Source organism: Aeromonas sp. QDB54, from assembly GCF_027707385.1.
In the GTDB taxonomy this organism is placed as follows: Bacteria; Pseudomonadota; Gammaproteobacteria; order Enterobacterales; family Aeromonadaceae; genus Aeromonas; species Aeromonas hydrophila.
Map to the genome: position 1 here is coordinate 67,106 of NZ_JAPCIT010000003.1, position 17,673 is coordinate 84,778.

The 17,673-nt window shown below is 58.9% G+C and carries 20 protein-coding genes; 6 read left to right on the forward strand and 14 right to left on the reverse strand.

All coding sequences use genetic code 11. The features are described 5' to 3' along the window. Window positions 1–43: 43 nt before the first annotated feature. On the forward strand, window positions 44–307 hold the full coding sequence (rpsT, locus tag PG881_RS03810; protein ID WP_005308808.1) for a 30S ribosomal protein S20: 264 nt from the start codon (window positions 44–46) through the stop codon (window positions 305–307). 50 nt (window positions 308–357) lie between these two features. Here rpsT and PG881_RS03815 read toward each other — a convergent pair whose 3' ends face one another. From PG881_RS03815 to rppH, 8 genes are all read right to left on the reverse strand, one after another. Continuing rightward, window positions 358–660, reverse strand: coding sequence for an ArsR/SmtB family transcription factor (locus PG881_RS03815; RefSeq protein ID WP_016349423.1), 303 nt, complete (start codon window positions 658–660; stop codon window positions 358–360). 49 nt (window positions 661–709) lie between these two features. Then, window positions 710–1,642: a transcriptional activator NhaR gene (gene nhaR, locus PG881_RS03820; protein ID WP_017409027.1), complete on the reverse strand. Its 933-nt coding sequence runs from the start codon at window positions 1,640–1,642 to the stop codon at window positions 710–712. Then, window positions 1,629–2,036, reverse strand: coding sequence for a hypothetical protein (locus PG881_RS03825; protein ID WP_219255201.1), 408 nt, complete (start codon window positions 2,034–2,036; stop codon window positions 1,629–1,631). The genes nhaR and PG881_RS03825 overlap by 14 nt, the downstream gene beginning before the upstream one ends. Beyond that, on the reverse strand, window positions 2,033–3,223 hold the full coding sequence (gene nhaA, locus PG881_RS03830) for a Na+/H+ antiporter NhaA (RefSeq protein WP_101614740.1): 1,191 nt from the start codon (window positions 3,221–3,223) through the stop codon (window positions 2,033–2,035). The genes PG881_RS03825 and nhaA overlap by 4 nt, the downstream gene beginning before the upstream one ends. A gap of 226 nt (window positions 3,224–3,449) precedes the next feature. Beyond that, on the reverse strand, window positions 3,450–4,244 hold the full coding sequence (gene thyA, locus PG881_RS03835) for a thymidylate synthase (protein ID WP_270798078.1): 795 nt from the start codon (window positions 4,242–4,244) through the stop codon (window positions 3,450–3,452). Further along, window positions 4,241–5,068 (reverse strand): prolipoprotein diacylglyceryl transferase, encoded by an 828-nt coding sequence (gene lgt, locus PG881_RS03840; protein ID WP_270798079.1) that lies wholly within the window; start codon window positions 5,066–5,068, stop codon window positions 4,241–4,243. The genes thyA and lgt overlap by 4 nt, the downstream gene beginning before the upstream one ends. Before the next feature lie 67 nt (window positions 5,069–5,135). Next, the gene (gene ptsP, locus PG881_RS03845; RefSeq protein ID WP_024944576.1) at window positions 5,136–7,415 is read right to left on the reverse strand and encodes a phosphoenolpyruvate--protein phosphotransferase; all 2,280 of its coding nucleotides are present in this window, start codon (window positions 7,413–7,415) and stop codon (window positions 5,136–5,138) included. A gap of 14 nt (window positions 7,416–7,429) precedes the next feature. Beyond that, window positions 7,430–7,957, reverse strand: a complete 528-nt coding sequence (gene rppH, locus PG881_RS03850) for an RNA pyrophosphohydrolase (protein ID WP_270798080.1) — start codon at window positions 7,955–7,957, stop codon at window positions 7,430–7,432. A gap of 733 nt (window positions 7,958–8,690) precedes the next feature. Between rppH and mutH the strand changes: the two genes are divergently transcribed. Further along, window positions 8,691–9,365, forward strand: a complete 675-nt coding sequence (mutH, locus tag PG881_RS03855; RefSeq protein ID WP_016349416.1) for a DNA mismatch repair endonuclease MutH — start codon at window positions 8,691–8,693, stop codon at window positions 9,363–9,365. Between the two features lie 82 nt (window positions 9,366–9,447). Beyond that, window positions 9,448–9,777 carry an isoamylase early set domain-containing protein gene (locus PG881_RS03860; RefSeq protein ID WP_011704632.1) on the forward strand — a complete coding sequence of 110 codons (330 nt, stop codon included), beginning with the start codon at window positions 9,448–9,450 and terminating at the stop codon, window positions 9,775–9,777. Between the two features lie 102 nt (window positions 9,778–9,879). On the opposite strand, the gene rplS is transcribed toward PG881_RS03860, so the two are convergent. From rplS to ffh, 5 genes are all read right to left on the reverse strand, one after another. Further along, a complete protein-coding gene (gene rplS, locus PG881_RS03865) occupies window positions 9,880–10,227 on the reverse strand; it encodes a 50S ribosomal protein L19 (RefSeq protein ID WP_005313505.1) in 348 nt (115 codons plus the stop codon). A gap of 32 nt (window positions 10,228–10,259) precedes the next feature. After that, window positions 10,260–11,009, reverse strand: a complete 750-nt coding sequence (gene trmD, locus PG881_RS03870) for a tRNA (guanosine(37)-N1)-methyltransferase TrmD (RefSeq protein ID WP_011704631.1) — start codon at window positions 11,007–11,009, stop codon at window positions 10,260–10,262. Window positions 11,010–11,043: 34 nt separating this feature from the next. Then, window positions 11,044–11,565, reverse strand: a complete 522-nt coding sequence (rimM, locus tag PG881_RS03875) for a ribosome maturation factor RimM (RefSeq protein WP_011704630.1) — start codon at window positions 11,563–11,565, stop codon at window positions 11,044–11,046. 24 nt (window positions 11,566–11,589) lie between these two features. Further along, window positions 11,590–11,838: a 30S ribosomal protein S16 gene (gene rpsP / locus PG881_RS03880; RefSeq protein ID WP_005341383.1), complete on the reverse strand. Its 249-nt coding sequence runs from the start codon at window positions 11,836–11,838 to the stop codon at window positions 11,590–11,592. Window positions 11,839–12,022: 184 nt separating this feature from the next. Continuing rightward, a complete protein-coding gene (gene ffh / locus PG881_RS03885) occupies window positions 12,023–13,399 on the reverse strand; it encodes a signal recognition particle protein (RefSeq protein ID WP_011704629.1) in 1,377 nt (458 codons plus the stop codon). 285 nt (window positions 13,400–13,684) lie between these two features. On the opposite strand from ffh, the gene PG881_RS03890 reads away from it, so the two are divergent. Together PG881_RS03890 and PG881_RS03895 are read left to right on the forward strand one after the other, a co-directional pair. Next, a complete protein-coding gene (locus PG881_RS03890) occupies window positions 13,685–14,476 on the forward strand; it encodes a cytochrome C assembly family protein (protein ID WP_011704628.1) in 792 nt (263 codons plus the stop codon). A 40-nt stretch (window positions 14,477–14,516) separates the two neighbouring features. Further along, complete coding sequence (locus PG881_RS03895) at window positions 14,517–15,797, forward strand: HlyC/CorC family transporter (protein WP_011704627.1); 1,281 nt, start codon at window positions 14,517–14,519, stop codon at window positions 15,795–15,797. Between the two features lie 33 nt (window positions 15,798–15,830). Here PG881_RS03895 and PG881_RS03900 read toward each other — a convergent pair whose 3' ends face one another. After that, window positions 15,831–16,298, reverse strand: coding sequence for an Rrf2 family transcriptional regulator (locus PG881_RS03900; RefSeq protein WP_011704626.1), 468 nt, complete (start codon window positions 16,296–16,298; stop codon window positions 15,831–15,833). A gap of 110 nt (window positions 16,299–16,408) precedes the next feature. On the opposite strand from PG881_RS03900, the gene hmpA reads away from it, so the two are divergent. Beyond that, a complete protein-coding gene (gene hmpA, locus PG881_RS03905) occupies window positions 16,409–17,602 on the forward strand; it encodes an NO-inducible flavohemoprotein (protein WP_139703241.1) in 1,194 nt (397 codons plus the stop codon). Window positions 17,603–17,673: the final 71 nt, after the last annotated feature.

The following is a 17,673-nucleotide window of genomic DNA, read 5'->3' on the forward strand; positions in this document are numbered from 1 at the left end:
GCCTTTTCAATACACTCGCTAAGACAGTTTTAGGAGTTTTACCTTGGCTAACATCAAATCTGCTAAGAAGCGCGCTCTTCAGTCAGAGAAACGTCGTCAGCACAACGCCAGCCGTCGTTCCATGACCCGTACCTACCTGAAGAAAGTCATCGCTGCCATCGCCTCCGGCGACAAGGCTGCCGCGACTGCCGCTTTCGCTGTTGCTCAGCCGATCATGGATCGTATGGCGACCAAAGGCCTGATCCACAAGAACAAAGCTGCTCGTCACAAGAGCCGCCTGTCTGCCCAGATCAAAGCTATGGCTTAATTCAGCATCTGCTGAACAAAGCTAAAAAAACCGGCCTTCGTGCCGGTTTTTTATTTCTGTTCGCTGCAGTACAACTTGTGCAGCAATCCTATCATCTCGCGCACCTCGTGGCTGCGCAGCGAATAGTAGACCGTCTGGGCCTCCTTACGCGTCTCCACCAGTTCATCCCGCCGCAACACAGCCAGATGCTGTGACAACGCCGACTGGCTCAAGCCCAGCCGCTCGTTGAGCTCGCCCACCGACAGCTCCCGCTCCAGCAGCTGACACAGGATAAACAAGCGCCGCTCGTTGGCCAGCGCCTTGAGCAGAGCGACCGCCCGGCTTGCATTTGCCTCCATCTCTTCCAGTTGCATCTCATTCCCTCTCGTTCGAGGCAAGAATCATACTCTGTGGCCCGTCGATTTAAAATGACAGGGTTGCCGGTTGAATCGTGGTGAAATCCTCCTGACCGGCAAACAGAAAGGAGAAATCGCTCTCGCATACCCGTTTTACCGCCGGATGCTGGATCATCCGTTCAGCGAAGATGACGTAGTACTCCTCCATCAGATCCTGGGTCTCCCCCAGCAGCATCACCTCCTCCCCTTCCAGGATCTCCTCCCGATAGATGGTAGGAGCCATGAAGATGCCCTGGTTGAAGAAGCCGAATGCCTTCATCAGGGCCGCATCGTCAAACTCGCCGAGGATGCTGGGCGATACGCCCTGCTGCTCGAACCACTGGGTCAGCTGGCGGCCCATGGCGGTGCGCCGGCCCGGGATCAGCAGCTTGCGTTCCTCCAGACAGGCGGGAAAAGGGAGCGACGGCAGTGGCGCCTTGCAGAAGAAGCTGACCCCGCAGCCACCGAGCCGCTTGGAGAGCAGGCCGGCGTGCTGGCTGGAGTCCACCGGGCAGTCCGACAGGATCATGTCGAGCTTGTGCTCGCTCAGCTGCTCCAGCAGCAGCTCATGTGTCGATTCGAAGCAGCGCAGGTGGATGGAGCCGTCGTTGGGGATGACGGAGAGCAGTACCCGGCTTGCAAGGCGTTTGGAGAGCGCATCGGCGATGCCGACGTCGAACAGGATCTGGCTCTCCTTGCGGTAGTTCACGATATCCAGCATCTCGTAGGAGAGGCTGAACATCTTGTCGGCATAGCGAAACACCAGCTGACCCAGCTCGGTAGCCTCGAGGGAGCGCCCTTTACGCATCAACAGCTTGCCGCCCAGGCGCTGCTCCAGCAGCTTGATCTGGCCGGTGACGGTCTGCGGGGTCAAGAAGAGGGCTTCCGCCGCTTGCGTGACGGAGCCCTTCTTCTGAGTCATCCAAAAATAGTAGAGGTGATTGTAGTTAAGGTGTGACATCCGATGGGGTTCCCGCGCTGCGCGGACTCCGGTAGCAACTGAGTTCAGCCGCCAGAATGTCATACATGTCGCTGATCGAGTCAACCTTGTTCGCGTCGAACTGAGCCTGCAGATGGGCCTTGAGGCGGGCCGGATCCGGCATCCGCTCCCCGCAGTAACGCTTGTTGGACTGTTTGACCCGCTCGCCGGCCCGGCTGCTCAGCGCCCGCTCGGCGAAGGTCTCGCCAAATTGGGCCTTGGCCTGCTTGTCCCCCAGCATCAGGGCGCTGTCGACCACCCCGTTGAGGTAGGCCGAGCAGCCGGCCGAGGCCGCATCCTGCTGGCAATCCTGCAGACTGCCAGCCCAGGCCGTCTGGCTCAGCACCAGCAAGGCCAGCCATCCTAGTCTTTTCATAACCCCTCCGTGCTTTGGTCGGCCTCCCGGTTCGGGAGCGCCATGCGCAGGGCGAGATAACCGACGATCGCCGCCAGGGTCGATCCCACCAGGATCCCGAGGCGCGAATAGCTGCCGTAATCCAACCCTCCGTGCTCGAAGGCCAGCGAGGCGATGAACATCGACATGGTAAAGCCGATGCCGCACAGGATGCTGACCGCGAAGATCTGTTTGAAATTGACCCCGTTGGGCAATTGGGCAATGCCGAGCTTCACCGCCAGCCAGCTGATGGTGAACACCCCGAGCGGCTTGCCGATGAACAGCCCCAGCATGATGCCGAGCGGCACCGGGCTCAGCAGGGCGGAAAGACCGATCCCCTCCAGCGACACCCCGGCATTGGCAAAGGCGAACAGCGGCAGGATCAGGTAGGCACTCCAGGGGTGCAGGGCATGCTCCAGTTGCTTGAGCGGCGAGGCATAGCGCTTGCCGTTGAGCGGGATCATGAAGCCCACGATGACCCCGGCCAGGGTCGCATGGACGCCTGACTTCAGCACCGCTACCCAGAGCACCAGCCCCACCAGCATGTAGAGGCTGATCCTATCCTCGCCGCGGCGGTTCATCCACAGCAGGGTCAGGGTCGCCAGGATGCCGATCGCCAGCGCCGTCAGCGACAGCTGCTGGGTGTAGAACAGCGCGATGATGATGATGACGCCCAGGTCATCCATGATGGCCAGCGCCAGCAGGAACACCTTGAGGCTGACCGGCACCCGCTTGCCCAGCAGCGCCATCACCCCGAGGGCGAAGGCAATGTCGGTGGCGGCGGGAATGGCCCAGCCGGCGCGCGCCACTTCATCCGAGTAGTTGAAGAAGGCATAGATGAGCGCGGGTGCCAGCATGCCGCCCACCGCAGCGATGGCCGGGAAGGTGGCCTGCACCCGGGAAGAGAGGGCCCCTTCCAGCATCTCGCGCTTCACTTCGAGGCCGACCAGCAGGAAGAAGATGGCCATGAAGCCATCGTTGATCCAGAGCAGCAGCGGCTTGTTGATGTCGAGGGCGGCGATGCGCACCTGCACCTGGGTATCGAGGAAGGCCTGATAGCTGCCGGCCAGGCCGCTGTTGGCCAGGATCATCGCCAGCATGGCCGCCATGATCAGAATTATTCCGGAGGCAGCCTCCAGCTTGAGGAACTTTTTGATTACGTCGCTCATGGTTAAATTATCCACAGTATTACTTTGTTTTGAGTCTATATCCCATAACAATTAATGGAAAATCGTTTCTTACTGCGAAATACAACGAGAAAACCGAAGGCAAAATCAAACATGTCTGCTATAAGCAGGTTTTCTCCCATACGGATATCACTCGAAGCCCAGTCATCAGAATGAATATCCTGTGGTTTTTATGCATAAAAAAGGCGCCTCATGGGCGCCTTTCACATCAGATGGCGACGGGCGCCTTGATGCCGGGATGGGGGTCGTAACCCTCTATCTCGAAATCCTCGAACTTGTAATCGAAGATGGAGTCCGGCTTGCGCTTGATCACCAGGGTCGGCAGCGGGCGCGGCTCGCGAGAGAGCTGCAGTGCGGTCTGCTCCATGTGGTTGGAGTAGAGGTGCACGTCACCACCGGTCCAGACGAAGTCGCCCACGTCCAGGTCACACTGATGGGCCATCATGTGGGTCAGCAGGGCGTAGCTGGCGATGTTGAACGGCAGGCCGAGGAACACGTCACAGCTGCGCTGGTAGAGCTGGCAGGAGAGCTTGCCGTCGGCCACATAGAACTGGAAGAAGGCGTGGCAGGGGGCCAGCGCCATCTTGTCCAGTTCGCCCACGTTCCAGGCGGAGACGATGATGCGGCGCGAATCCGGATTGTGCTTGATGTCGTCCACCGCCTTCTGGATCTGATCGATGACAGACCCGTCAGCCGCCGGCCAGGAGCGCCACTGGGCGCCATATACCGGCCCCAGATCGCCGTTCTCGTCGGCCCACTCGTCCCAGATGCTGACGCCGTGCTCTTTCAGGTAGGCGGTGTTGGTATCGCCATTGAGGAACCACAGCAGCTCGTGAATGATGGAGCGCAGGTGGCACTTCTTGGTGGTGACCAGCGGGAAGCCTTCCGCCAGATTGAAGCGCATCTGATGGCCGAACAGGGAGACGGTGCCGGTACCGGTACGGTCGGATTTGACGGTCCCTTCATCGAGGATCTTCTGCATCAGGTCGAGATAGGCTCTCATTGCTTTGCCTCCTTGACGCGGTTACCGAACAGCTGCGGTCGCTTGTAGGCAACCCAGATCATCAGGGCACCGATGATGATCATCGGGGTGGAGAGGATCTGGCCCATGCTGATCTCCTGGAAGTAGAGACCGAGCTGGCTGTCCGGCTGGCGCACGAACTCCACCAGGAAGCGGAACAGGCCGTAGAACAGCAGGAACATGCCGGAGATGGCGCCACGGGGTGGGTTCTTGCGCCAGAACAGGTTGAGGATGATGAACAGCACCACCCCTTCCAGCGCGAACTGATAGAGCTGGGATGGGTGGCGTGGCTCAGGACCTGCCTCCGGGAAGATGATGGCCCAGGGCACATCGGTGACCCGGCCCCACAGCTCACCGTTGAGGAAGTTGCCGATGCGACCGACGCCGAGGCCGAACGGAATGAGCGGTGCCACGAAGTCAGCCACGGTGAAGAAGTGGCGGTTGGTCTTGTGGGCAAACCAGACCATGGCGGTGATGACCCCGATCAGGCCGCCGTGGAACGACATGCCACCGGTCCAGATCTTGAACAGGTAGAGGGGATCGGCCAGGAACATGTCGAAGTTGTAGAACAGCACGTAACCGACCCGGCCACCCAGGATCACCCCGAGGAAGCCGTAAAACAGCAGGTCCGAGACCTCGTTGCGGGTCCAGCCACTGTTCGGCGCATCCGCGCGGCGCCCCGCCAGCCACATGGCAAAGGCGAAACCAAACAGGTACATGAGACCATACCAGCGTACCGATAGTGGTCCCAAACTGAATGCTACGGGATCAATCTGCGAGAAAACCCAATATCCATCGTGCTGCATATGCGGCCCCAGTCATAAGAAAAGCCGCATTTTCCGATCATTCGTCAGCAGGGACAAGGCATGATTATCAATCAGTCTGTTTCGTTTTGTGACCGGCGCGCAGCAAACCGCCCAGGCCGTGCTCTTCCAGATAGCGGGCAAACAGGCCGCGCAGCACGTGCGGGTTGTCGTGCTTGAGGCCATCCGTCAGCAGTACCGTCAGTTCGCTCAGGGTGGACTGACGCAGCACGTACTTGATGCGGGCAATGTTGTGTGTGTTCATGCTGAAGCGGCGATAGCCCATGGCCAGCAACAGCAGCACCCCGACCGGATCACCGGCCAGCTCGCCACACACCGACACCGGCTTCTGGTAACGATGGGAGGCATCGACCAGCAGTTGCAGGGCGCGGATCACCGCCGGATGGAAGGCATCGTAGATGTTGGCGACCCTGGCGTTGTTGCGATCTACCGCCAGCAGGTACTGGGTCAGATCGTTGCTGCCCACCGACCAGAAATCGATGAGCGGCGCCATTTCGGGCAGGATGTAGAGTGCGGAGGGCACCTCGATCATCACCCCCAGGCTAGGATAGCGGATCACCGCCTCACGGCTGGCCGCCTCTTCCGACACTTCCCGCCAGGCCTGATCCAGCAGGCGGCGGGAGGCCTTGATTTCGCTGACGCTGCTGATCATTGGCAGCATGATGGCCAGATTGTCCAGCCCTTCGCTGGCCCGCAGCATCGCCTTGAGCTGCACCAGGAACAGTTCGGGGTGATCCAGGGTAAGCCGGATCCCCCGCCAGCCAAGGAAGGGATTTTCCTCGACGATGGGGAAATAGGGCAGCTGCTTGTCGCCGCCCACGTCCAGGGTGCGCATGCAGACCGGCCGATTGCGGTAGGTCTCCAGAATGCCGCGATAACGGGCGGTCTGCTCCCACTCGGAGGGGAAGCTGTCCTGCAGCATGAAGGGAATTTCGGTGCGATAGAGGCCGACCCCGTCCGCCAGCTGATTGAGGGATATTTCGGTGTCGGCACTGAGCCCGGCGTTGAGCAGCAGGGAGACAGGCACGCCGTCGGCCGTCTCGGAGGGCTGGTTGTCGACGCTGCGCACCAGAGTATCGAGCGCCCGCTCCTCGCTCAGCAGCTGGCGGTACTCGGTCAGGATCACCTGATTGGGTTCGATGAAGAGATCACCGCTGTAGCCATCGACCACCAGCATGCGACCGCCGATGTCGCCGAGCGGCAGATCCACCCCCATGATGGCCGCCACCCCCATGGCGCGAGCCAGAATGGCGGCGTGGGAGTTGGTGCCCCCCTTGAGCGACACCACCCCGGTCAGAAACTCGCGGGGAACTTCGGCCAGGATGGTGGCGGTCACCTCGTCGGCGACCAGCACCACCGGCTCGCCGATGGCGATATGCTCTGGCTCGTTTTGCACCAGCCGGCTGATGAGCCGCTGGGCAATGTCCTTCACATCGGTGGAGCGCTCCTGCAGGTAGGGATCCTTCATCCCCTTGAACTGATCGATCAGCCGGTCACTGATGAGCTTGACCGCCGATACCGCCGTCCAGTGCTCCTTGCTCACCTTGTTGCGAATGGGCTTGATGTAGCCCGGATCGTTCAGCAGATGCAGGTAGATGTCGAAGATGGCGACCGAGTCCTGGCTGTAGCTCTCGCGAAACCGCAGTGCCAGGCTCTCCAGATCGTGGCGTACCTCCTCCACCGCCACATTCAGCCGTTCCAGCTGTCTGGCGTGATCCTCATCCTTGCGCGGGGTGATGGAGTTGAGCTCCTTGCGCGGCCGCCACACCCAGGCCTTGGCCATGGCGATGCCGCTGGCACCGGCAATACCGCGCAGCGGCTTGCTCCAGTCGGTCTTCTGCAACCAGCCCTTGGCCTGGGCCTGGGCGATCCGGGCCGCCAGCTGGGCCGCCAGGGTCACCATGAAGGACTCTTCCCCCTCATCGAAGAGGCGGCTCTCCTTCTGCTGCACCACCAGAATGCCCACCACCTGACGCTGATGCATGATGGGGGCGCCGAGGAAGGAGCGAAACGCCTCTTCGGCCACATCGGGCAGGAACTTGAAGCTGGGATGGGAGGGGGCATCGGCCAGGTTGATCAGCTCTTCCCGCTGACCCACCAGACCGACGATGCCCTGCTCGAACGGCAGGGTGGCCTTGCCCACCGCCGACTCGGCCAGACCATCGGTCGCGGCTAGCCGGTAGCGGCGCATCTCGGGTTCTGAGACATAAACGGAACAGCAGTCCACCATCATGGCCAGCCGGGTCTGGCTGACCAGTGCCTGCAAGGCCAGCTCGAGGGTATTGGCCTCGGCCATGCTTTCGACGATGCGTCTGAGTTCCGTTAACAACTAATCTGTGCTCCTTAACGGGGGCGATTGCGCCGCCCATCCTTCTTGTTGACCTGAACTGCCGGCACCGGCATCGCCAGCGGGGCAAACTCCTTCATTACCCGTCGATAGACTTCCCGCTTGAAGGAGACGACCTGACGGACCGGATACCAGAAGCTGACCCAACGCCAGTCATCAAACTCGGGATGACCATGACAGCCGAACTGGATCCTGGACTCCCTGCCCGAATCCAACTGCAGCAAGAACCATTTTTGTTTTTGGCCAATACAGACCGGTGAACTGTCCCAACGAACGAGGCGTTTGGGCAAGCGGTACTTCAGCCAGTTGCGACTGGTGGCCATGATGGTCACATCTTCGGGCTTGAGGCCTATCTCCTCATACAGCTCACGATACATGGCCTGCTCCGGCGTCTCACCATCATCAACCCCTCCCTGCGGAAACTGCCAGGAGTGCTGCCCATAGCGCTTAGCCCACAATACTTGTCCGTCACGGTTACAGATCACGATTCCGACATTGGGACGAAACCCGTCGCCATCTATCACGTGATCACCTTATAAAGGCTGAATCTATAAGGGGATTGTTCCACATTCACCTCGTGGCAGCAAACAGGGACTGCGATCCCCCACTCATGAATAACTTTCAATTTCAAGCCGACTTATAAACAAATCCAAGGATCAACTGGACCAAGTTGCCCACCCAGACTGTGCATAAGCCTGTGAGCAAGCAGGTATATACAGTAGTTTCATTTATCTGTTCCAAACCAAGCGACAGCATACCCCATGTTGATAAAAACAGAATATGTATTTAAATACATGATGTTAAACAATCAATGCTGGATCAAGATCCATGTCTTTCACGGCCGGCGATCCGGGATCTCGATTGTGAACAAGTTCGACTGTTCAAAGATCCACCACGGCTATTTTATCCACAGGGGTGGCACACTATCTGCGCTGGAATCGCCGTTGAAATCGGTGCTGTTTCACATTTTTTTGTAACAATGAGCCAACTATTAGCACTTGCCGGCAGTTATCCAAGATTTCTGTGGATAACTGTGTGCAACAGCGCGAGCAAACCCTTGGACAACTATTTTGAGCCTGGATCCTGCCGGTCAATGACCGACGGCATAGAGACAAATTTGTTTAAAATCATTATGATAAGTACTTACTCACAAAACAGCCCCCCCTGTGCATACCCCTGCCAGGATCGGTTATAAAAACAGCGATCCTCAGCGAGGATCAGAGTTGCTAGAATAATTCCCCTTTGCAGGAGTGACCCATGCCCACCAACCCCCAGTCCGAGCAGGAATTGCTGGCCCGCGCCTATGCCATGGCGGGCTTCACGCTGGCCCAGCTGGCCGCCACGGCCGGCATCGCCGTGCCGGCGGATCTGCGTCGTGACAAGGGCTGGGTTGGTCAGCTGATCGAGTGGCAGCTGGGGGCCAGCGCCGGCAGCAAGCCCGAACAGGACTTCCCGGATCTCGGCATCGAACTCAAGACGATCCCCATCGATCCTCAGGGCAAACCGCTGGAGACCACCTTCGTCTGCGTGGCACCGCTGATCGGTGTCAGCGGCCAGCAGTGGGAACAGTCCAATGTGCGCAACAAGCTATCCCGCGTGCTCTGGATCCCGGTGGAGGGCAGCCGCGAGATCCCCATCGGTGAGCGCCGGATCGGCATGCCGCTGTTGTGGAGTCCGAATGAAGAGGAGGAGCGGCTGCTGCGCCAGGACTGGGAAGAGCTGATGGACATGATAGTGCTGGGAGAGGTGGAGCAGATCAGCGCCCGCCACGGCCAGGTGCTGCAACTGCGCCCCAAGGCGGCCAACAACAAGGCTCTGACCCGGGCCATCGGCCGCAATGGCCAGCCGATCATGACCCTACCGCGCGGCTTTTACCTCAAGATAGGCTTTACCCACGGGCTGCTGCAGCGCCACTTTGCCCTGCCCGCTTGATCTCGGTTATCAACATCCTTGTCATAAAGTGATATAAAAATAGCCAGAAGCTATTTCTTCGCAATCAGGACAAGGAGGCGTCATGCCGATCAACAAGCAATTTCTCAAGTCCCGCCCCGAGGTCAAGGTGACCTTTGCCGTGGAAAAAGAGGCCGCAGGAGAGGCCGAGCAGGTGCTGTTGCTGGGGGAGTTCAGCCAGTGGCAACCCATCGAGCTCAAGCGGATGAAGAGCGGTGAGTTCAAGACCACCCTCAATCTGCCGACCGACGGTCCCGCTCATTTCGAGTACTGCTACCAGCTGGTGCAACCCAACGGGGAGACCCACTACGACAACGACTGGGCGGCGGATGACTACGTGCCCGGCCCCTTCGGACGGGACAACTCGGTGGTGCGGGTCAGCCAGCCAGGTTGAGCCGACACACCCGAAGCGGATACAAAAAAGGCTCGCCATTGGCGAGCCTTTTCACTACCTGTCGAGCTTTTCGCCGACATACCGACACCAATTCGAATCGGATTAGTTGAGCTTCTCTTTGATACGAGCAGCTTTGCCGGACAGGTTGCGCAGGTAGTACAGTTTGGCGCGGCGAACATCACCACGACGCTTCAGTTCTACACTGTGGATCAGCGGAGAGTGAGTCTGGAATACACGCTCAACACCTTCGCCGTTGGAGATCTTGCGAACGGTGAAAGCAGAGTGCAGACCGCGGTTACGCTTGGCAATAACGATGCCTTCGAAAGCCTGCAGACGCTCTTTACCACCTTCTTTAACACGAACTTGAACACGTACGGTGTCGCCCTGGGCAAAAGCCGGGATGTCGGTACGCAGTTGCTCTTGTTCAAGCTGCTGAATAATCTTGCTCATTGTCTTTCCTTACCTAGGATAAACTGAAAACTCTACTTAACGCTGTCACGCACTTCGCGGACATACTCGGCAAGAAGTGATTCTTGCTCGTCAGTCAGAGCTAGGTTGTTAATAAGTTCCGGCCTTCTCTGCCAGGTTCGTCCGAGCGATTGCTTGAGCCGCCAGCGCCGAATCACTTCGTGATTGCCGCTTGTCAGCGCCTCTGGCACCGCCAATCCATCCAACAACTCCGGCCGAGTGTAGTGGGGATGATCCAGCAGGCCATCCGTGAAGGAGTCCTGCTCGGCACTGGCCTGATCGCCCAAAACCCCAGGGACCAGACGCGAAACCGCATCGATCAGGGTCATGGCAGGCAACTCGCCACCACTTAACACGTAATCCCCGATAGACCACTCTTCGTCGACTTCGGTTTGTATCACGCGTTCATCGATACCTTCGTATCGACCGGCGACCAGAATCAGTTTCTGATTCGTCGCCAACTCGGTCACGCCCGCTTGAGTCAGCTTGCGTCCCTGAGGAGAGAGATAGATGACTTTCGCTCCGTCTCCCGCCGCTTGCTTGGCTGCATGAATCGCGTCACGCAGCGGCTGAACCATCATTAACATGCCGGGCCCACCACCATAAGGACGATCATCGACCGTACGGTGTTTGTCGTGGGTAAAGTCCCGGGGGTTCCAGCACTCAATCTGCAGCAGGCCACTCTTGACGGCCCGACCCGTTACCCCGTGCTCGGTAATGGCTCGGAACATTTCAGGGAAGAGGCTAATCACCCCAATCCACATAAGAAACCTCCGGCACCCGTGTTAGCGCGGGAAACTAGAAACCAGGATCCCAATCAACTTCGATTGTTCGAGCAGTCAGATCAATGTTCTTGATCACCTGCTCTTCCAGGAACGGAATCAACCGCTCCTTCGCACCAAAGGCATCTTTTACATTGGCCTCAACCACCAACACATCGTTGGAGCCGGTTTCCATCAATTCGGTCACCTTGCCCAGGTCGTATCCCTTGGTGGTCACTACCGAGCAACCAATCAGGTCACGCCAGTAGAACTCGCCCTCAGGCAACGCAGGCAACAGATCGGCGGCTACGCCAATCTCGACATTGGTCAATGCCAGGGCATCCTCGCGCACGTCGATACCATCGAGTTTGCAGATCAGACCCTTGTTGTGACGCTTCCAGGATGAAACCTGAATTTCACGCCACACCCCGTTCTGATTGATCAGCCAGGGGTTGTAATCGAAAATCGCTTCGGCAACATCGGTGAAGGAGTTCACTTTAAGCCAGCCCTTGATGCCGTAAACGGTACCCAGGGTGCCCAGAACTACAGGTTTTTCCACCTTAACTCCTTACCGTTTGGCTGATTAAGCAGCTTTGGCAGCGTCTTTGATCAGCTTGGCAACGCGGTCAGAAACAGCGGCACCAGTACCAACCCAATGCTCGATGCGAGCCAGGTCCAGGTTCAGCTTTTCAGCGTTACCAGAAGCAACCGGGTTGAAGAAACCAACGCGCTCGATGAAACGACCGTCACGGGCGTTACGGCTGTCAGCAACTACTACCTGGTAGAACGGACGCTTTTTCGCGCCACCACGTTGTAAACGAATGGTTACCATATCGTCCTCATTAACATCTAATGAACAAGGCCCGCAAACACGCGGACCCTAGCTTAAAATAAGCCGCGTAATTCTACTTGGATTCGTAATAATTGCAACCAAGCCAGCCATTTTTTGCACAAGCGGCCCCATGAAAAGGGCCCACCCATGGTGAGCCCTTGACGTGTGCATGACGACCCGGCAATCAGAAGGGGCCGCGGCCACCACCGAATCCCGGCGGCAGCATGTTCTTCATCTGCCCCATCATCTTGCGCATGCCACCCTTGCCGGACATCTTCTTCATCATCCGCTGCATCTCGGTGAACTGCTTGAGCAGCTTGTTCACATCCTGCACCTGCATGCCCGAGCCTGCAGCGATACGACGCTTGCGAGAGCCCTTGATGAGGTCGGGATGGGCACGCTCCTTGGGCGTCATGGAGCTGATGATGGCCTCCATCCGCACAGTGAGCTTGTCATCCATCTGATCCTTGATGTTGTCCGGCAGGCCGGACATGCCCGGCAGCTTGTCGAGCATGCCCATCATGCCGCCCATGTTGCGCATCTGGGCCAGCTGCTCGCGGAAATCTTCCAGATCGAAGCCCTTGCCGCTCTTGACCTTGCTGGCCAGCTTGGCCGCCTTCTCTTTATCGACGTTGCGCTCCACCTCTTCGATGAGAGAGAGCACGTCGCCCATGCCGAGGATGCGGGAGGCCAGACGATCCGGGTGGAACGGCTCCAGCGCATCGGTCTTCTCGCCCATACCGATGAACTTGACCGGCTTGCCGGTGATGTGGCGCACCGACAGGGCGGCACCACCGCGGGCATCACCGTCCGCCTTGGTGAGGATCACGCCGGTGAGCGGCAGCGCCTCGTTGAAGGCCTTGGCGGTGTTGGCGGCATCCTGACCGGTCATGGCATCCACCACGAACAGGGTCTCGACTGGCTTGATGGTAGCGTGGAGATGTTTGATCTCGTCCATCATGTCGCTGTCGACGTGCAGGCGGCCGGCGGTATCGACGATCACCACGTCATAGAACTTCTTGCGCGCCTGATCGATGGCCGCATTGGCAATGTCGACCGGCTTCTGGCTGGCATCGCTCGGGAAGAAGTCCACACCGATGTCATTGGCCAGGGTTTCCAGCTGTTTGATCGCCGCCGGACGATAGACGTCGGCACTGACTACCAGCACCTTTTTCTTACTGCGCTCTTTGAGCAGCTTGGCCAGCTTGCCAACCGTGGTGGTTTTACCGGCACCCTGCAGACCCGCCATCAGGATGATGGCCGGTGGCTGGGCTGCCAAGTTGAGCTGCTCGTTGGCCTCCCCCATCACGGAAACCAGTTCGCCATGCACAATCTTGATGAAGGCCTGGCCCGGGCTCAGCGACTTGGCCACTTCCTGGCCAACCGCCCGCTCCTTGACGCGAGCCACGAAGTCACGCACCACCGGCAGGGCGACGTCCGCCTCGAGCAGCGCCATGCGAACTTCGCGCAGGGTCTCTTTGATGTTCTCTTCGGTCAGACGACCACGGCCGCTGACATTGCGCAGGGTGCGCGAGAGTCGTTCAGTCAAATTCTCAAACATGACGCATTCCGGTTCTTGGCGTAACAAATGGGGGCATTATACCTCAGCCGGCGCAATGAGGACGATTATTCGCCGCACACGACGGTGACCTGCCCTCAAAAGGGCAGGCACAATGAACCCAGGCTGGTATTTCGGCCGGTGCCGGCGCGCCTTCTGGTGCGCGTCGCTGCGGCAGACTGCTGCCTATATATGGGCGGATCGGCGGCTGCACAACTGGCGAGCACATCTTGTGCAAGGTATACTGCCCTTCCTATTCCCAATCGCTTGCTCGACAACGACCCGGTTATGATCGTGATCTCTGTTCTGGCCCTGGCGTTCTATTTGCTGGCCATCATTGCCTCTCTGCACCTGCTGCTCAGTGCCAAACCAGTGGGACAAGCCCCCCTGTTTGCCTGTATCGGACTGGCCCTGATCGCCCATGGCACCGCCGTGGCCGGCGAAGTGCTGGTGACTCACTCCGGCCAGAACCTGAGCATGCTCAACGTGGCCTCGCTGGTCAGCCTCATCATCAGCTGCTTCATGACCTGCGTCACCCGCCGCTTCAACGGCTGGATCCTGCTGCCGGTGGTCTACAGCTTCTCGGCCCTGCTGCTGGCCGCCAGCGCCCTCATTCCCGGTCGCTACATCACCCATCTGGAGGCCCATCCCCAGCTGCTGTTGCACATTGGTCTGGCGCTGATGGCCTACTCGGTATTGATGATCGCCTGCCTGTTTGCACTGCAGCTCGCCTGTCTGGACCGGCAGCTCAAATCGCGCAAGATCAGCCAGCTGCCCGCCATGCCGCCTCTGATGACGGTGGAGAAGCGGCTGTTCCAGCTCATCTCGGCGGGTCTGTTCCTGCTGACTCTCTCCATTGCCTCCGGCCTGTTCTTCCTCGAAGACATGTTCGCCCAGGGCAAATCCCACAAGGCCATCCTCTCGATCCTGGCCTGGTGCGTCTACGTGCTGCTGCTGTGGGGCCACCATACCCGTGGCTGGCGCGGTCGCAAGGTCATCACCCTGAGCCTGATCGGCAGCTTCATTCTGACCCTGGCCTATTTTGGCAGCCGGTTCGTCAAAGAAGTCTTGTTGAGCTGACCGCTACCCTTTTTATCACCCACTCCCACAGGAGCCCTTCTTGGACAGTATCTCAACGAGTACATTGCTGATTGTTCTCGTTATCTTGATCCTCTTGTCTGCTTTTTTCTCCAGTTCCGAAACCGGCATGATGTCCCTCAACCGCTACAAGTTGCGGCATCTGGCCCAGACCAAACACAAGGCTGCCCGCCGGGTAGAAAAGCTGCTCTCTCGCCCGGATCGCCTGCTGGGGCTGATCCTGATCGGCAACAACCTGGTCAACATCCTCGCCTCGGCCATCGCCACCATCGTCTGCATCCGCGTCTTCGGCGATCTCGGGGTGGCCATCGCCACCTTCGGCCTGACCCTGATCGTGCTGGTGTTTGGTGAAGTGACCCCCAAGACCCTGGCGGCCATGTTCCCGGAGAAGATTGCCTACCCGGCCTCCTGGGTGCTCAAGGGGCTGATGGTGCCGCTCTCGCCGCTGGTCTGGCTGATCAACGGCATCACCAGCGGCCTGCTCAAGCTGCTGCGGCTCAACCCCAGCAAGGATGACGCCCTCAATACCGAGGAGCTGCGTACCATCGTCAACGAGGCCGGCAGCCTCATCCCCCAGCGCCATCAGGAGATGCTGCTCAGCATTCTGGATCTGGACAAGATGACGGTGGAGCACATCATGGTGCCGCGCAGCGAGATCTACGCCATCGACATCAACGATGACTGGAAAACCATACTGCGCCAGCTGGCCCACTGCGCCCACACCAAGATCCTGCTTTATCGCGACAACATAGACGACGTGGTGGGCTTTCTGCACGCCCGCGACGCACTGAGGCTGATGGCCAGGGATCAGTTCAACAAGTCGAGCCTGCTGCGAGAGGTGGACGAGATCTACTTCATCCCGGAGGGAACGCCGCTCAACGTGCAGCTGGCCAAGTTCCAGCGCAACAAGGAGCGGATCGGCCTCATCGTTGACGAGTACGGCGACATTCAGGGACTGATCACCCTGGACGACATTCTGGAAGAGATAGTGGGCGACTTCACCACCTCCATGACCCCCGCTCCCAGCGACGAGATTCACCCCCAGCCGGACGGCTCCTTCCTGGTGGAGGGCTCCGCCAGCATCCGTGAGCTGAACAAGGAGATGAGCTGGCAACTGCCCATCGACGGGCCCAGAACACTCAATGGCGCCATCCTGGAATACCTGGAGGAGATTCCCCAGCCCAACATCAGCCTGCGGCTGGCCGGTTACCCCATCGAGATCCTGGAAGTGGAGAACAACATGGTGAAGATGGCGCGGATCATGCCTGATTTATACCGTAACGAGTCTGGCTTTGAAGATTGAAAAAAGGCTGCCACTGGCAGCCTTTTTTCTTGCTCACTCGCTCTCTTCATCCGGCTCCAGCACCAGAGTCGGAATCAATTCGCCAAATACCTTCTGCAGCTCGTCGCGATTGGCCAGCAGGTCTTGCAGGGTATAGCTGTCCATCACCGCCAGAAAGGCGTTCATCGCCTCCTTCAGGGCATTCTTCAGCAGACAGACCGAGACGATGTGGCAGGCCGGCGAGCCGCAATCTATCCCGTCCAGATTCCCTTCCAGCGCCCGGATCACCTGACCGATGTTGACGGTCTCCGGCGCACAAGCCATGCGGATCCCGCCATTCTTGCCGCGCTGGGACTGCAGATAGCCCAGTTTCACCAGCTGGTTCACCACCTTCACCATGTGATTGCGGGAGACGTCATACAAGGCGGAGACCTTGGCCACGCTCGACAATTCGCCCTCCGGCAGGGTCGCCAGATAGAGCAGGGCTCTCAATCCAAAATCGGTATAGCTAGTTAGTCTCATAGTGCCTGTGGCGCATCGCGCGGAAATTGATTATTGATTCAGATCAAATAAACATCTAGGATGCAGCTTATTAAGTGACATTTTAGATGTTCAATTAGCAAGGACCCCCTATGTTAGACCAAGCCACCATCGCCGTCATCAAAAGCACCATCCCTTTGCTCGAATCGGCGGGCCCCGCGCTCACCCAGCACTTCTACCAGCGCATGTTCAGCCATAACCCGGAACTGAAGGACATTTTCAACCTGGCGCACCAGCGCAGCGGCGGTCAGCCGCTGGCGTTGTTCAATGCGGTGGCGGCCTATGCCAAGAACATCGACAACCTGGGGGCACTGGCCGGGGCCGTGGAGCGTATCGCCCACAAGCACACGGGTTTCCTGATCCAGCCAGAACAATATCACATTGTAGGTAGTCATCTCTTGGCCACGCTCAAAGAATTGGGTGGAAGTGCGGTCACCGACGAGGTGCTGGATGCCTGGGGCAAGGCGTATGGTGTGCTCGCCAGCATCTTCATCGGCCGCGAGAGCGAGATTTATCAGGAGAAGGCGAGCCAGGCAGGTGGCTGGCAGGGTTCCCGCCCCTTCCTGATCAAGGAGAAGCGGCTCGAAAGCGAGCTCATCACCTCCTTCCTGCTGGCGCCGGTAGATGGCAAGCCGGTACTGGACTTCAAGCCGGGCCAGTACCTCAGCATCAAGCTGGTCCACCCCGAGCTGGAATATCAGGAGATCCGCCAGTACTCCCTCTCCGATGCCCCCAACGGCCAGCACTACCGCATCAGCGTCAAACGCGAGCCGCAGGGCCAGGTTTCCAACCTGCTGCACGATCATCTGCAAGCGGGTGACAAGATTGAGGTCATGCCCCCCACCGGCGATTTCTACCTGAAAGCCGATGGCCATACCCCGGTGGTGCTGCTCTCGGCCGGTGTGGGTGTCACGCCGATGATGAGCATGCTCAACCAGTTGCTGGCGAACGGCCATCAGGCCGACATCACCTGGCTGCACGCCTGTGAACAGGGTGCCGTACATGCCTTCAGGGAGGATATTCAGCAAAAATCCCGCCAAAACGCCAACCTGCTGAGCCGGGTCTGGTATCGGGAGCCCCAGGCCAGTGATGTGCAGGGCGAAGATTACGACTTTGCCGGCACCATGGACCTGACTGCAGTGAAGGAGCGCATCACGCCGCAGGCCCACTACTACTTCTGTGGTCCCGTCGGCTTCATGCAGGCAGTCAAGCAGCAGCTGATCGCGGCAGACATTCCGGCCGGCCAGCTCCATTACGAAGTTTTTGGTCCCCACCAAGATCTGTAAGGCGATCTGATCACTATAACCAGCTGAGGGGCCAGCCTGTCACGGCACGGCGGCCGGCACCTCCCGGCCCA

What these genes read in the sequence shown, in the direction of transcription:
- PG881_RS03815 (WP_016349423.1), bottom strand. Translation starts at nt 660, where the DNA reads ATGCAACTGGAAGAGATGGAGGCAAATGCAAGCCGGGCGGTCGCTCTG.
- nhaR (WP_017409027.1), bottom strand. Translation starts at nt 1,642, where the DNA reads ATGTCACACCTTAACTACAATCACCTCTACTATTTTTGGATGACTCAG.
- PG881_RS03825 (WP_219255201.1), bottom strand. Translation starts at nt 2,036, where the DNA reads ATGAAAAGACTAGGATGGCTGGCCTTGCTGGTGCTGAGCCAGACGGCC.
- nhaA (WP_101614740.1), bottom strand. Translation starts at nt 3,223, where the DNA reads ATGAGCGACGTAATCAAAAAGTTCCTCAAGCTGGAGGCTGCCTCCGGA.
- thyA (WP_270798078.1), bottom strand. Translation starts at nt 4,244, where the DNA reads ATGAGAGCCTATCTCGACCTGATGCAGAAGATCCTCGATGAAGGGACC.
- lgt (WP_270798079.1), bottom strand. Translation starts at nt 5,068, where the DNA reads ATGCAGCACGATGGATATTGGGTTTTCTCGCAGATTGATCCCGTAGCA.
- mutH (WP_016349416.1), top strand. Translation starts at nt 8,691, where the DNA reads ATGCCCACCAACCCCCAGTCCGAGCAGGAATTGCTGGCCCGCGCCTAT.
- PG881_RS03860 (WP_011704632.1), top strand. Translation starts at nt 9,448, where the DNA reads ATGCCGATCAACAAGCAATTTCTCAAGTCCCGCCCCGAGGTCAAGGTG.
- rplS (WP_005313505.1), bottom strand. Translation starts at nt 10,227, where the DNA reads ATGAGCAAGATTATTCAGCAGCTTGAACAAGAGCAACTGCGTACCGAC.
- trmD (WP_011704631.1), bottom strand. Translation starts at nt 11,009, where the DNA reads ATGTGGATTGGGGTGATTAGCCTCTTCCCTGAAATGTTCCGAGCCATT.
- rpsP (WP_005341383.1), bottom strand. Translation starts at nt 11,838, where the DNA reads ATGGTAACCATTCGTTTACAACGTGGTGGCGCGAAAAAGCGTCCGTTC.
- ffh (WP_011704629.1), bottom strand. Translation starts at nt 13,399, where the DNA reads ATGTTTGAGAATTTGACTGAACGACTCTCGCGCACCCTGCGCAATGTC.
- PG881_RS03890 (WP_011704628.1), top strand. Translation starts at nt 13,685, where the DNA reads ATGATCGTGATCTCTGTTCTGGCCCTGGCGTTCTATTTGCTGGCCATC.
- PG881_RS03900 (WP_011704626.1), bottom strand. Translation starts at nt 16,298, where the DNA reads ATGAGACTAACTAGCTATACCGATTTTGGATTGAGAGCCCTGCTCTAT.
- hmpA (WP_139703241.1), top strand. Translation starts at nt 16,409, where the DNA reads ATGTTAGACCAAGCCACCATCGCCGTCATCAAAAGCACCATCCCTTTG.